The following is a 13,149-nucleotide window of genomic DNA, read 5'->3' as shown; positions in this document are numbered from 1 at the left end:
GCAGACACCGGTGTCCACCGCGAGCGCCTCGGCGCCCCCGGCGCGGATCTGGTCGGCGACCAGCTCGGCGCCATCCTGCGCCACATCCGCCAACACCACCCGCATGCCCTGCCGCGCCGCGAGCCGGGCAAGCCCCGCCCCTATTCCCGAGCCTGCGCCCGTGATCACGGCGACGCCGCCCCTGAAAACCGCCATGTCCTGATCCATTCCGGATACCCCCTGCTTATGGTTCACAAAATCATCCCGGTTAACGTGTTCTCCAGACACAGGTCCAAGGATACGGGCCCGCAGCCCGCTCTCTCTTGTCCCCGGCTGGCATTGGGAACACACTGCGGCGAACAGTTTTCCCAACCTGCCACCGGAAGAACACAATGAAAGCCGTCCGCTGCCACAACCACGAGATCCATGTCCACGATGTCCCCGCCCCCAGCGGTGAGGGCGTGCGGGTAAAAGTCGCCTCGGCCGGTATCTGCGGCAGCGACCTGCACTTCTGGCAGGAGGGCTGGCCGATACCTGTCACCCTGGGGCATGAAATCGCCGGTGTCACCCTGGACGGCACCGCCGTCGCCATCGAACCGATGGTGTACTGCGGGCACTGTGAGCGCTGCGTACGCGGCGACTACAATCTCTGCGTGCGCGGCTCGGACGCCATCATCGGCGTCGGGCGCGATGGCGGCATGGCCGAGGAGCTGATCGTGCCCGAGAAGTGCCTGGTACGCCTGCCGGGCGGAATCCGCAGCGAGGATGCCTGCCTGGTGGAGCCGCTGTCCGTCGCCGTGCGCGGGATCGCTTTGGCAGGCATCAGTGAACGACACAAGGTCGCGATCATAGGCGGGGGCAGCATCGGCCAGTGCGCGGTGGCGATCGCCCGCCAGGCGACCGCGAGGGTGCACCTGTTCGCACGCCACGACGCCCAGAAGCGCGCCGGGGAGATTCTCGGCGCAACCCTGGGCGGCGATACCGACGACTACGACCTGGTCATCGACTGCGCCGGAACGGACGCCGCCATGGCCCAGGCCGCGGACCTGTGCCGCCCGGGTGCCACAATCCTTATGCTGGCCTCCTACTGGGGTGGCCTGACCATGCCCGCCATGCAAATGACAATGAAGGAGCTGCGCACGGTGGCCTCCATGGCGCAGGCCCGCCAGGGCCTGGTGCGGGACGTGGAAATTGCCGCCGCCGTCCTCGCCCGGAACCCGCTGATCGCGCCCACCCTGATTACCCACCGCCTGCCGCTGGAGGCCGCGGCGGAAGCCTTCGCCATCGCCGCCGACCGCAAACAGGGAGCGATCAAGGTCGCGTTCAACCCCTGAGTGGGGCGTATCGGGCCTGGCTGCGCGCATCAGTCAGAGGTCGGCGACCTTCAGCACCGTCTTGCCGCGGTTGTGACCCTGCTGAATGATCCGGTGAGCCTCGGCCGCATCCCGCAGCGCGAACTCGCGCAAGGGCGGCAGGACGATGTCACCGCTGACCAGCAGCGCAGCGATCTTGCCCAGGGTCGCGCTGCATGCAACGTCATCCATGGTCGAAAATACCCGCTTCACGCCCTTGCCGGCCCCGGCAGCCGCGGCGGCGGGAATATCGCCGTCATCGGTCAGGGTCGGTATGCTGACGAACGTCCCGCCCACGCGCACCAGGTCAAGGCCATCGGGCAGGGTACTCACCCCGACCGCGTCCATCAGGTAGTCCAGGCCACCGGAGGCCCAGTCCTGCACCGCAGTGGCAATGTCCTCCCGACGGTAGTCGATAACACGTTCCACACCCAGTGACTTCAGATAGTCAACATTTGCGGTAGAGCAGGTTGCCGCCACCCGGGCCCCGGCCCAGCGCGCAAACTGCACCGCAAAGCTGCCCAGACCACCGGCGCCGCCGTGAATCAAGGCCGCTTGCCCTGCTGTCAGCCCACCGCGATCAAACAGGCCCTGCCAGGCGGTCAGTGCCGCGACCGGTAACGCCGCCGCCTCGGCGAATCCCAGCCCCGCCGGGATAGATGCAACCCTGTCCACACTGGCAAGCACGTATTCGGCATAGCTGCCCTGGCCACCCTGGCCGTGATTGGTCGGCGTAAACACCCGGTCGCCAACGGCGAAGCCGGTGACGCCCTCGCCCAGGGCAGCGACCACGCCGGCGGCATCAAAGCCGATAATGTAGGGAAATGCATAGGGCCGAAACTCAGCCAGCAAGCCCTGGCGGTTTTTCCAGTCCGCCGGGTTGACTCCGGCGTAGGCGACTTTGATCAGCACTTCGCCCGGCTGCGGTACAGGCGTTTCGATCTCGGCGTACCTGAGAACTTCGGGACCGCCCGTAGCCTCGATAATCATTGCATACATGGCATTCTCTCCCACCTACTGGACCGTCAGCCCACCATCCACAACGAGGGCGTGGCCAAGCACATAGCCGGCGTCCTCTGAACACAGCCAGAGTACTGCCCTGGCAATATCTTCCGCAGAAGCAAGTCGGCCAATGGGGTGATTGGCGCCAACCAGCGATTTGTCGACGCCGCCACCCAGGTTCTCCTGCAGCATCTGTGTGTCCACCGCGCCCGGGCAGACCGCATTGATGCGAATACCGCGACTGGCGTACTGCAGGGCCGCGGCTTTGGTCAGACCCACCACCGCATGCTTGCTGGCGGTGTAGGCGGGCTTGTTGGCGACACCGACCACGCCCGCCGCGGAGGCCAGGTTGACGATCGCGCCACCACCCTGGGCCAGCATCCGCGCAATTTCATGCTTCAGGCAGAGGAATACACCCTGCACATTCACCCCCAGGACACGTGCCATGGCCGCTTCGTCCCACTCCGCCTCCGGTGCCACCTCGGGATCAATGCCGGCGTTGTTGACGGCGATGTCGAGACGGCCATAGCGGGTGACCGCCTCTTGCACCATGGCGGCGGTGTCGGCGCTGCTCTGTACATCCGTGCGGACGAACACAGCGCTGCCCCCCGCGGCTTCGATAAGTGCCACCGTCTCCCGCCCGGCATCAACAATATCGGCGACCACTACCCTGGCACCCTCGGCAGCCAGCGCACAGGCAACGGCGCGACCGATTCCGCCGCCTGCGCCGGTCACCAGGGCCACCTTGTCACTGAGCTTTTGCATCGTCGTCCTCCTCAACCATCGTTGTTTGTTGCGGGCGCCGGCTTGCCCGACATCACCGCCGCCAGTGCATCCTCGCCAAAGTACTGCGCCACCGAATCCGTCATATCCGGGTGCCGGCGCAGGCACTGGCCACCGTCGATATTGAAGCACTGGCCGGTGACCCAGGAAGACTCGGGCCCGGCGAGATAGCGCACCCCGGCGGCGATATCGCCGGCCTCCCCGGTGCGGCCCAGGGGGATCTGCGCGCAGAAGGCATCGATCACTGCATCACTGGCGAACATGCCGGCAGTAGCCTCGCTTCGGGTCAGACCGGGGCGCACGGCGTTGAGGCGGATTCCGGCCGAGGCGAGCTCGTCGGCGGCAGAGCGGATAAAGGCTTCCAGGCCGGCCTTGCTGGCGCAATAGCCGGACAGCCAGGGAAACGGCATAGTGGCGGCAGTCGAGGAGATACAGACGATAGCGCCGCCGGACGTCATATGCGGTACCGCGTAGCGCACCGCGAGGAAGGCCGAGCCGATATTCAGGTCCAGCTCTGCGCGCAAGCCCTCGAGGTCCTGCATCAGCAGTGGCTTGAAGGCACCGCCGCCCACGGTAGGCACCACAATATCCAGCCGCCCGCGGAGCTCGAAAGCGAAAGCGACGACCTGCTCTACGTGCTGCCGATCGAGGGCATCACCCGGGAATGTCGCCACAGTGCCTGCCGGCACGGCCTCTAGCAGCCGGGCCCTGGAGGCGTCCAGCTTGTCATTGCGTCGCCCTGTAAGTACGACGGCTGCGCCATCGCTGAGCAGCGCCAGGGCGCAGGCCTCCCCTATGGCGCCGCTGCCGCCGGTAATCAGGGCGGTAGCTCCCGCCAGCTTGCCTGCCTGTGTCATCCACGCATCCTCCCTTCAAGCACAAAGAATAGCTCCCCGGTGCTGGCCCGGCATACTCCATATGCATGAGATACCGGGACATTGCCCGCGACCGGCCGCGGCATTCAGTCCAGACCGGCGATCGTCCGCAACACCAGACTGACCAGGGTGGACTGCTGCCGGACGCCGGCTTTCTGGAAAGCGCCGCGCAGATGGGTGCGAACAGTATTGCGACTAACGCAAAAGTCCTCCGCAATCTGTTCGAGACTGAGACCGTTGGCCAGGGCAATGGTGAGGCGTGCCTCGCTGCTGGTGAAACCGAACAGCTGCTGCAGAAGTCCCTGCCGGGCCGGGGTCAGGACTTCCGGAATGCTGATATACACCGCCACACAGGGCGCCGAATCATCGTCCAGTTGTAGCCGCTCCGGGGAGGGTACGGTGCCGACAGCTGCCAGCGGCTTGATCACCAGATACCAACTGCCCTCACTGCCCGGGCGCGGCAGCGACTGCGCCTCGGTCAACGCCGGCCTTGCACTGCCGGTGTCGCGACAGGACTGCAAGGCACGCTGCAACTGGCGGTTGGCGCCTGCCTCCCTGGCCACCAGCCGCCCCCGCCCCTCCAGCAGGCCCTCCGCGGTGTCGAGCAGGTGGCGGCCAACCGGATTGCAATGCACGATGTGCAGGTCACGGTCGAGGAGAATGATGCCAACATCCAGGCGATGCGCCATGCTGTCGTAGAGGCTGCGCTCCCACTCCCGATGACGGTCGCGATCCAGCCAGTCCAGCACTTGCCGCAGGTGCGGACTCAGGAGATTGAAGATTCTCTTCTCCCCAAGGGCAAAGCGCGGATCACCCTCTGCCCGGGTGGCGCGCAGGCTCATGCCGACTGCCGCGCCACGATAGATATCCACTCCCAGCACCTGTGCACTGTCGAGGGGGGCAAGGTTCCGCTGGTAGAACAGGGACTGGCGCAACTCTTCCGGTGAAACCATGTCGTCAAGGGTGACAGCCTGGCCGTCGGGCAAGCCCACAAAAGGGTCCAGATCGGAGAAGTCATTGGCGTAGCGCAGGCGGCTGGACTGGTCAAAGTGCATGCCACCGATAAAACTGAGCCCGGCGTGATTGGGCCGCGGGCGGCTCAGGGTAATCACCGTCAGCCGGGCCTGCAGCAGTAGTTGCAGCAGTTGCAGGAACGCCTGCCAGGGCGAGCTCTCCCGCGGGCCATTGTACAGCGCAACCACCAGGTGGTTGAACTGCGCCAGATCCACCTCATTCCCTGCCTGCGGCATCAGGTCGAAAACCCGCTGCGCCAGCCGGAACCCCGACGTCTCTGCTCGCCGCACCGGGTAACCGCCATCGGAGCCTCAGCGCTGGGACGAGATATTGCCGCCATCCACAACAAGTTCCGCAGCCGTGATGTAGCTCGCTTCCGCCGAGAGCAGGAACGCCACCGCGCTCGCCACCTCGCCCGGCTCTCCCAGTCGCCCCAGCAGGATGCGCCGCTCGAAGGTGCCCTCGGGCAGGGCCGCCACTGCCGGTTGCAACATGGGTGTGCGGATCTGCCCCGGGGATACCACATTGATCCGGATACCCCGCGGACCCAGGTCATCCGCCAGCGAGCGGACCAGGGAAATCATCCCGCCCTTGGAGGCGCTGTAGGCCGGAATGAGGCCGTTGCCCAGGGTGGCATTGATGGAACCGATGCCGACCACAGCGCCGTGCCCGGTCTGCTCCAGATCGGGCAACAGCGCCTGGGTCGCCAGCAGCAGGGCCCTGAGATTGACGTTCATGAGCCGGTCCCAGGCCTCCACCGCGGTATCGGCAACCGGCATTTCCAGCACCATACCCGCGGCATGCACCAGCCCGCCGATAGTGCCAATGGCCTCCCGGCTGGCGTCTGCAGCCGCGCGAATCGCCGCCGGATCGGAAACGTCTACCCGGAGGCCGATTGCGGCAATCCCGAATTCGGCTGCGAGTTGATCCGCTCGCCGGCGGGCCGCGGCCTCGTCAAGGTCCCACAGCGCCACCGCCCGCCCCCTGCTGGCGAGAAGATCTGCACAGGCACCGCCGATGCCCGAGGCGGCGCCGGTTACCACTACCCCACTGGTGGGAGAATACGCTTGCTGCATGTCAATAACTCCAAAGTCCGGTAAGCAGGATGTGCGTCTATCTGTGCGCAGGCTGAGCGGGACTCGCGACGGCACCGCCGGCGAGAACTTGTGCTCCGTTCAAGTGCATACACTGCAGGTTCCGCGCCCGCTGGTACCCCGCGGGGGGCACAATACCCAGCTGTCGCCGGGCTTCCTCCAGCGGCTCGGCGAGAAAATCCTCCAGCGGCACCGCCGGCAGCCACTGGCATCCAGTCGCCAGCGCCGCCCCCTCAGCCACCAGGTCGTCCACGGCAATCGCGGGCGCCTCCCTGCGATAGCTGCGCCGCCCCATGAACACGATAAAGGAGATGCCCCGATTCCAGGTCTGGGTGGTCATGAAAGACAGCAGGCAAAGTTCGCCGAGAGGGTCGGGACCATAGCCCGTCAAGACATGCTGGAGATCGTGGATATCCCGCAGCCGATTCGCCAGCCACTGCTCATCCTCACTGAACCCAACACCGCGCGCGACCTCCTGACTGGCGGCGACCAGCCCTTCCACAGAAATCCCCTGGCTCTCCATCAGCGCCAGATAGGCGCAACCAACGCTGCCTTCAGGCAGGTCGCGCAAGGCACGGCGATCGCCTAGACGCTGATTGATCTCGGGCTTTGCCGCCAGCAGGAGGCGCCCCGAGCCGCTTGCCTGCATGCGCTTTACCGCGCGCGTGATACTGTCGCCCTTGAGCGCCTCTATCACCCTGAATACTTCACCGGTTGCACCCGGGTCCGCGATAAGGCGACGCACCGCAAACAGGGCCTGCAACGGTCGAACCCGATGCTGCCACAGCCGGCCGACCGCCGCCGTGATGCGAGGCCTGGGAGAACCAGCAGGCATGGGCAACCCTCATTCATTGACACCGCGAAGCACTATACCCAAATTCCGCCAATGCCGTCACTCGATGTCACCCGGAAAGCGCCGGGGAGACTTTTTTGCGATGCCGGGAGCCCTGCTTGCTGCCACATCAGGGCGCACATTTTCGATCCTCTCCGCTCAGAGGGACGGCGGCGGCCACTACAGCAGCTAAAATGCACTCACCGCAAACAGGTCAGGGAGGACCAGTTGATGTTTACCAAACAGACACCAGCGATAGCTCTGGTTACCGTCAGCCTGGCGGCGGCTGCCAGCGGCAGCGTCGCCCAGGAGGCAGACGCCAGCCTGGAGACCTGCCGCCAGCTCCAACAGAAAATCGAACGCCTCGACGCCCGCCGCAAAGGCGGCGGTTCAGCGCAAAAGATGGACCAGTGGAAGCGTCAGCGGCAGGTGTACAAGGATCAGTTTGCCGACCTGAAGTGCCGCCACTGGCGCAATCGGCTGCGCTAGACCCGGAAATCTGTCAAACATTCTCGATTTTCAAGAGATTTCCACAGAAAAGCCGCTACAAACCCGTCTCCCGGCGCTACCCTAAGCTTAAAACTGTTTGCGGACTGCTGTCCGGAGTGGTGACGCGACATGCTGGAGACGGTCAAAATAGCCACAGCTGATCTGGAAGTGGGCATGTTTGTCAGCGCCCTTGATCGGCCGTGGCTGGAAACACCTTTCGTGATTCAGGGATTCAGGATCGAGCACCGGGCCCAGATCGAACGGCTGCTGGAATACTGTGAGCACGTATTCATCGATACCCGGCAAAGCCGGCAGCCCCTGGAGAAAGTGCAGCGCACGGCCAGGCTTTCGCAAAAGCGGATTCCGCTAGCCCAGATCTTTCACGATCGCGACCTTCTTGGCTATGGCGACCAGGCGGCTTTCCAGGAGGAACGCCCCCGTGCGGAGGCGGCGCTGGACCTGCTGATCAATGACCTCTGTGAGATTTTTGAGGACGTGGGCCGCGGTGGCAAGATCAATGTCATCAACCTGCGCAAATCGGTGGAACCGCTGATCGGGAGCATCAGCCGCAATCCCGATGCCTGCCTGTGGGTAGCGCGGCTCAAGCACCACGACCAGTACAGCTATGAACATGCCCTCAGCTCCGCCATCTGGGCGGTCGCGCTGGGCCGGGAAGTGGGCATGTCGCGGCAGGATCTGCGCTCTCTCGCCATGGGAGGCATGCTGATGGATGTGGGCAAGTTGCGGGTGGAGCCGGAACTGCTGCAGGCAAAGCGCTCGCTGACTGCCCGGGAATCGGCTTACATGCAGGAGCATGTCACCTATGGCCTGCAAATCATTGAAGAGAGCGGCATCATCAACCCCGACATCATCAACATGGTCGCCCACCACCACGAGCGCCACAACGGCTCGGGCTACCCGCTGGGGATCAGGGGCGAAAGGATTCCCGCGGTGGCCCGTATCGCCGCGATCGTTGACACCTATGGCGCTCTCACCAGTGACAGAGAGTACGCCGCGGCCATATCACCATCCAATGCCATCCGGGTACTGTATGAAGCGCGCGGCCTGGATTTCCAGACTGAGCTGGTCGAGGCGTTTATCCGGGCGATCGGCGTGTACCCGGCCGGCACCCTGGTTGAGCTCAGCACCGGGGAAGTCGGTATCGTGGTGGCGGAATATCGAACTCGACGCCTGCGCCCCAAGGTGATGATTTTGATGGACTCTGACAAGCATCTGCTGCCTTCGCCAACGCTGAGAGACCTGCAGGCGCAGGACGACGCGACCGCTGAACCCCTGGTGAATATCCTGCGCAGCCTGGAGCCAGGGGCCTACGGCATTGACCTGCAAAACGTTGCCACGCTGTCAGGCATGACAGGGGCGTGACAACTGTTCGTGACGCGCTGGTCATCTGGTGTGTGGAGGATGACAGACCGGGGCATCGACGCCAGCTGGCTGGTCTCGCCGCGGCTTTGCAAGCACTGCGCCACGTACGGATCTGCCGAATTGGCCGGGGAGAATCGGCGGCGCTGCTCCCTGCCCCCGATCTGATCCTGACCGCCGGGCGCGAGAGCCATTGGCGTGGCCTGCGTTATCGATGGCACTACGGCGGCAAGCTCGTGGCACTGATGGACCCGGGCCTGCCACGGACTCTGTTCGATTTGAGCGTAATACCCGAACACGACGGGATCGGGGCTTCAGATAAAGTGCTGCTGAGTGCAGGCCCTCTGAACCCGGTTAAGCCCGCCAGCGCACCGGACCGGAACAAGGGCCTGAGACTGGTGGGAGGGCCATCCCGGCACTACCGGTGGAGTGATACCGATCTGGCAGCGCAAATGCAACGGCTGCAGGCCGCCCTGCCCGAACTGATGTGGACCCTGACAACCTCGCCCCGCACGCCCGCCAGCTTTAGCCGCCGGGTGCGCCAGCTGGCCAATCCAGGGCTGCAGGTCGTTGCACTGGAGGAGACCAACCCCGATTGGCTGCTGCGACAATATGCGCACTGCGGGGTAATCTGGGTCTCCGAGGACAGCGCCTCAATGGTATATGAGAGCTTGAGCTGTGGCGCCGCAGTCGGCATTCTGTCGGTACCGTTGCGGCGGCACGGCCGCGTCAGCAAAGGCGTTCAACGCCTGCTTGAAAGGGGCCAGCTGCTGCGGCTGCAGGACCTGGAGACACTGGGCAAAATGCCGCTCCCGCAGCCGCCATTGCAGGAGGCGACACGCATTGCACAGACAATCAGCCACTGGCTCAACTGACACTACCCGGGCCGAGACAGAGCGGCAGCTGGGAGACGTCGGCAATGCTTTCGCAGGAGGTGACAGCCGTCTCTGCTTTGTCGATCCCCGGGACCCCGCCTGGTGCATCAAGATCCTGCGCCCGGACCGCACCCCGGCCAGCAAGCGCCGGCAAAGCCCCTGGCTGAAACGGTTTAAACCCCTGCGGTTTTTCGACGACAATCTGCAGGAGATTCGGGTCTACCGGCGACTGGAACGACGGGTCGGACCAGCCGCCTACCAGCTGGTGCCGAGAATTGACAGGCTGGTACCGACCAACCTGGGGCCCGGTCTTCGCAGCGAACTTGTGCGGGACGACGATGGCAAAATCTCCGGGACACTCCAGGCGTATCTGGCTCGCAAGGGTGCTGACGTGCGACTGCGGGCCGCGCTGACCACCTTTTCCCACCAGTGGCGGGCGCTGGGAATGCCCTCCCGCCGCCTCCTGCTGCACAATATCGTGGTGCAGCAAAGGGCTGGAAAACCGCACCGTATCGTGGTTGTGGATAGCCTAGGCTGGGCGGAATTGCTGCCCCTCGGCGACTGGTTTGCACCCTGGGCCAGGCACCGGGCAGGGAGGAAACTCCGCTATCTGGCCGAACTGATTGCGGCGGGCGCGGGAAAATAGTGCGCTTGGGCCTGTTGGCCATTGCCGCCACCCCGCTAAATAACGTACCTTTCGTGCTAGGAATTCACAGGGCGCTGGATGAAGATCATGGGACCAATCGGAACCGCGAGCGGGTCTCCCGAAATCCCATGGGGTGCACGACCGGGGCAGACGACCCGATCCGCTAATGCCCGGCGAGGACCGGACGCATGACCGTAGCTGGCAGAATCAATCTGCTTGTGCTCTGCAGCGCAGTGGTCATTGCTGTGCTTGTCCTTGCCGGACTGGGAGTGCGTGAATTCAGCCTGCGCCGGGACGTCCTGCTGCAGACTGCAGCCAATGGGGTCGCGACCGAGATACACCTGCCGGTCGATATCTACCTGCAGGACTCCTGGCAGCTGAACGCCACTCTTGAACGCCTGCTCGAGCTCTCCCCTGCCATCAGCTTCGCCCGCCTGCACAGCCCGGAGGGCAGTTTACTGGCAGCGCAGGAACAGTTCCCGGGGGCGATGGAAGACGTTCCCGGCTTCAATGCTATCCGCGATGCGAAAACAGCCAACCTGGACAGAAACCTGACTTCCCACAGCGCCAGTCGCAGCCCGGCGTCCAGTGCGGTGCTGGCAAGTCTCACCGGCGGGGAAAAGCTGATCGACCTCACCCTGCCCGTGTTTTCGCCTGTCAATCCCACCCGCTACGACCTGACCCGGGACGATTTTGGCCAGGCCCTGGCTGTGCCCCAAAGCAGCCGGTTCGTCGTTGCCTACCTGCACTTCGGGATCAGCCGCAGCATGCTGCTACTGCTGCTACTGCCCCTGCTGGGTACCATGGCGGGGATTGCCCTGCTGATTATCGTCGCCGCAAGCTGGCTGATCAGTCGCTATACCCGGCGCCTCACGGCACCGCTGGCCCATCTGGCCCGCATGGCCGACGATATAGCCGGAGGCAATGTCGACAAGCCGCTGACCATAGACGGCGAAGGCGAGGTAAAGGAAATCGCCAAAGTCCTCAACGCAATCATCGGTGGCCTGAACACTTACAAGACCCGGATCGGCGTCGACCACCAGCTGCTGAGCATGAAGGTGGAAGAGCGCACGGCGCAGTTATCGCAACGCAACGAAGAGCTCAACCAGGCGGTCCAGGAGGTTACCGAAACCAAGGATCGCCTGCGCCAGATGGCCTATTTCGACAGCCTGACCTCCCTGCCTAACCGCCGTCTGTTCACCGAACAGCTGGACCTGCTCCTGCGCCTCACCAAACGCAACAAAGAGCGACTGGCCCTGTTGTTCCTCGACCTTGACAACTTCAAGCGCGTGAACGATTCACTTGGGCACAGCGCGGGCGACATGCTGCTGCGGGAGGTCGCCAAGCGCCTCGCCAGCTGCGTCCGCGACAGTGACGTAGTCGCCCACTTTGTCGACTCGGACTCGCGCATTGATGTCTCGCGATTGGGCGGCGATGAGTTCACCGTGGTACTCAACCAGGTCGAGAGCGCTGATGCGGTCCGTTCTGTTGCCCAGCGCCTGCTGGACGCACTGCTGCAACCGATGGAAATCGACGGCCACGAGCTGGTGATAACGCCCAGCATCGGTATCGCCATGGCACCGGACGATGCCAATGACCTGGAGGGCCTGCTGAAAGCGGCGGATACGGCGATGTTCCACGCCAAGGCCCGGGGCAAGAACACCTTCCTCTTCTACAGCAGCGACATGGACGCCGCGGGCGTGGAAAGGCTGATGCTGGAGACGGATCTGCGCAGGGCCCTGGAGAGGAACGAACTGTTGTTCCACTACCAGCCTCAGGTTGATACGCGTACCGGCACGGTGATCGGCGCGGAGGCGCTGCTGCGCTGGAATCACCCGGAACAGGGGATGATTCCGCCGTTTCGGTTCATTCCGGTGGCAGAAGAGATCGGGCTTATCGGGGAAATGGGCACCTGGGGTATACGCGAGGCCTGCCGCGAACTGGTTGAACTGCGCAAGGAGGGGCTGGAGCTGCCGAAAATTTCGGTCAACGTATCGGCGCTGCAGTTCAACAAGAATTTTTGCCCGACCGTGAAAGAAATCCTGGAGGCCAGCGGACTACCCCCCTCTTCGCTGGAGCTGGAGCTCACCGAGAGCATCCTGATGGAAGACAGTCACAGCACGGTGAAGGCCCTGAATGAGCTCAAGGCCCTGGGGCTGCGGCTCTCCATCGACGACTTCGGCACCGGCTACTCATCTCTCAGTTACCTGAGCCGGTTCCCGCTCAACGAGCTCAAGATAGATCGCAGCTTCGTGATCGATTTCGACAAGAGCGCCAATGATGCCAGCCTGGTGCGGGCCATCATCGCCATGGGACAGTCCATGCAACTGGAGCTGGTGGCGGAAGGAGTGGAAACCAGCGAGCAGTTCCAGTTCCTGACCCGCCACGGAGCCGACGTCATACAGGGTTATCTGTTTAGCCGCCCGGTTACCGCTGGCGAGTTAAGGCCCATGCTGGTACCTGGCTATTTCATGCAGCAGATCAGGGAGATACGCGCTGAGGCGCCGCTCCCTGACGCCACTCAGGGATTGGACTGAGACGCGGCGGCGTCTGCCTGCTCACGCTTGGCGCGCTGGATGTTCTCGAGATTCTGCTTGTATGCCGCGGTGACTTTCTCCACGCCGGAGGGATTGAGCCCACCTGAATTGCCGACAACGGAATAGGTGGCGTAGACCCCGGATGCAGTCATCAGTGCCGCCGATACGACGCGCGTTGGCACGCCGTCATTTTTCATGGTATTGGCCAGCTCGATAAAACGTTCCATGCACTGCAGGTGGCTCTCAGCTTCAGAAATGCTCATGACATTGGTTCTCCCAGGCTAAAAACGC

General features: G+C 63.9%; 14 protein-coding genes. 6 read left to right on the top strand and 8 right to left on the bottom strand.

Features of this window, described 5'->3' with window-relative positions:
- On the bottom strand, positions 1-195 hold a 195-nt coding region (locus RJQ10_RS08490; protein WP_350145574.1), incomplete at its 3' end, for an SDR family NAD(P)-dependent oxidoreductase.
- Between the two features lie 176 nt (positions 196-371).
- On the opposite strand from RJQ10_RS08490, the gene RJQ10_RS08485 reads away from it, so the two are divergent.
- Positions 372-1,313 carry a zinc-dependent alcohol dehydrogenase gene (locus tag RJQ10_RS08485; RefSeq protein WP_350145572.1) on the top strand — a complete coding sequence of 314 codons (942 nt, stop codon included), beginning with the start codon at positions 372-374 and terminating at the stop codon, positions 1,311-1,313.
- Positions 1,314-1,346: 33 nt separating this feature from the next.
- Here the strand turns inward: RJQ10_RS08485 and RJQ10_RS08480 are convergent, their stop codons facing one another.
- From RJQ10_RS08480 to RJQ10_RS08455, 6 genes are all read right to left on the bottom strand, one after another.
- The gene (locus tag RJQ10_RS08480; protein WP_350145570.1) at positions 1,347-2,330 is read right to left on the bottom strand and encodes a quinone oxidoreductase family protein; all 984 of its coding nucleotides are present in this window, start codon (positions 2,328-2,330) and stop codon (positions 1,347-1,349) included.
- 15 nt (positions 2,331-2,345) lie between these two features.
- Positions 2,346-3,098 carry a glucose 1-dehydrogenase gene (locus tag RJQ10_RS08475; RefSeq protein WP_350145568.1) on the bottom strand — a complete coding sequence of 251 codons (753 nt, stop codon included), beginning with the start codon at positions 3,096-3,098 and terminating at the stop codon, positions 2,346-2,348.
- Positions 3,099-3,109: 11 nt separating this feature from the next.
- A complete protein-coding gene (locus RJQ10_RS08470) occupies positions 3,110-3,973 on the bottom strand; it encodes an SDR family NAD(P)-dependent oxidoreductase (RefSeq protein ID WP_350145566.1) in 864 nt (287 codons plus the stop codon).
- 104 nt (positions 3,974-4,077) lie between these two features.
- Positions 4,078-5,295 carry a helix-turn-helix transcriptional regulator gene (locus RJQ10_RS08465; protein WP_350145564.1) on the bottom strand — a complete coding sequence of 406 codons (1,218 nt, stop codon included), beginning with the start codon at positions 5,293-5,295 and terminating at the stop codon, positions 4,078-4,080.
- Positions 5,296-5,316: 21 nt separating this feature from the next.
- The gene (locus RJQ10_RS08460) at positions 5,317-6,081 is read right to left on the bottom strand and encodes an SDR family NAD(P)-dependent oxidoreductase (protein ID WP_350145562.1); all 765 of its coding nucleotides are present in this window, start codon (positions 6,079-6,081) and stop codon (positions 5,317-5,319) included.
- A 37-nt stretch (positions 6,082-6,118) separates the two neighbouring features.
- Positions 6,119-6,934 carry a Coq4 family protein gene (locus RJQ10_RS08455; protein ID WP_350145560.1) on the bottom strand — a complete coding sequence of 272 codons (816 nt, stop codon included), beginning with the start codon at positions 6,932-6,934 and terminating at the stop codon, positions 6,119-6,121.
- 228 nt (positions 6,935-7,162) lie between these two features.
- Here RJQ10_RS08455 and RJQ10_RS08450 point away from each other — a divergent pair, with 228 nt between their 5' ends.
- The 5 genes from RJQ10_RS08450 to RJQ10_RS08430 all read left to right on the top strand — a co-directional run bounded on the left by RJQ10_RS08450 (position 7,163) and on the right by RJQ10_RS08430 (position 12,858).
- Positions 7,163-7,420, top strand: coding sequence for a hypothetical protein (locus tag RJQ10_RS08450; RefSeq protein WP_350145558.1), 258 nt, complete (start codon positions 7,163-7,165; stop codon positions 7,418-7,420).
- Positions 7,421-7,549: 129 nt separating this feature from the next.
- Positions 7,550-8,803, top strand: a complete 1,254-nt coding sequence (locus RJQ10_RS08445; protein ID WP_350145556.1) for an HD-GYP domain-containing protein — start codon at positions 7,550-7,552, stop codon at positions 8,801-8,803.
- Positions 8,800-9,675 carry an ELM1/GtrOC1 family putative glycosyltransferase gene (locus RJQ10_RS08440; protein WP_350145554.1) on the top strand — a complete coding sequence of 292 codons (876 nt, stop codon included), beginning with the start codon at positions 8,800-8,802 and terminating at the stop codon, positions 9,673-9,675. The genes RJQ10_RS08445 and RJQ10_RS08440 overlap by 4 nt, the downstream gene beginning before the upstream one ends.
- On the top strand, positions 9,644-10,321 hold the full coding sequence (locus tag RJQ10_RS08435) for a YrbL family protein (RefSeq protein WP_350145552.1): 678 nt from the start codon (positions 9,644-9,646) through the stop codon (positions 10,319-10,321). Before RJQ10_RS08440 ends, RJQ10_RS08435 begins: the two co-directional genes overlap by 32 nt.
- Before the next feature lie 188 nt (positions 10,322-10,509).
- A complete protein-coding gene (locus RJQ10_RS08430) occupies positions 10,510-12,858 on the top strand; it encodes a putative bifunctional diguanylate cyclase/phosphodiesterase (RefSeq protein WP_350145550.1) in 2,349 nt (782 codons plus the stop codon).
- Here the strand turns inward: RJQ10_RS08430 and RJQ10_RS08425 are convergent.
- Positions 12,843-13,121 (bottom strand): DUF3144 domain-containing protein, encoded by a 279-nt coding sequence (locus RJQ10_RS08425; protein WP_350145548.1) that lies wholly within the window; start codon positions 13,119-13,121, stop codon positions 12,843-12,845. The genes RJQ10_RS08430 and RJQ10_RS08425 overlap by 16 nt on opposite strands.
- Positions 13,122-13,149 lie beyond the last annotated feature (28 nt).

Source organism: Haliea sp. (assembly GCF_040222615.1).
Classification (GTDB): Bacteria; Pseudomonadota; Gammaproteobacteria; order Pseudomonadales; family Halieaceae; genus Haliea.
The sequence above is the reverse complement of the archived record's forward strand: the minus strand, read 5'-3'. Positions and strand labels throughout refer to the sequence as shown.

Bases quoted from the DNA above. Each gene is read 5' to 3' on its own strand.
- RJQ10_RS08485 (WP_350145572.1), top strand. From the start codon at position 372: ATGAAAGCCGTCCGCTGCCACAACCACGAGATCCATGTCCACGATGTC.
- RJQ10_RS08480 (WP_350145570.1), bottom strand. From the start codon at position 2,330: ATGTATGCAATGATTATCGAGGCTACGGGCGGTCCCGAAGTTCTCAGG.
- RJQ10_RS08475 (WP_350145568.1), bottom strand. From the start codon at position 3,098: ATGCAAAAGCTCAGTGACAAGGTGGCCCTGGTGACCGGCGCAGGCGGC.
- RJQ10_RS08470 (WP_350145566.1), bottom strand. From the start codon at position 3,973: ATGACACAGGCAGGCAAGCTGGCGGGAGCTACCGCCCTGATTACCGGC.
- RJQ10_RS08460 (WP_350145562.1), bottom strand. From the start codon at position 6,081: ATGCAGCAAGCGTATTCTCCCACCAGTGGGGTAGTGGTAACCGGCGCC.
- RJQ10_RS08455 (WP_350145560.1), bottom strand. From the start codon at position 6,934: ATGCCTGCTGGTTCTCCCAGGCCTCGCATCACGGCGGCGGTCGGCCGG.
- RJQ10_RS08450 (WP_350145558.1), top strand. From the start codon at position 7,163: ATGTTTACCAAACAGACACCAGCGATAGCTCTGGTTACCGTCAGCCTG.
- RJQ10_RS08445 (WP_350145556.1), top strand. From the start codon at position 7,550: ATGCTGGAGACGGTCAAAATAGCCACAGCTGATCTGGAAGTGGGCATG.
- RJQ10_RS08430 (WP_350145550.1), top strand. From the start codon at position 10,510: ATGACCGTAGCTGGCAGAATCAATCTGCTTGTGCTCTGCAGCGCAGTG.
- RJQ10_RS08425 (WP_350145548.1), bottom strand. From the start codon at position 13,121: ATGAGCATTTCTGAAGCTGAGAGCCACCTGCAGTGCATGGAACGTTTT.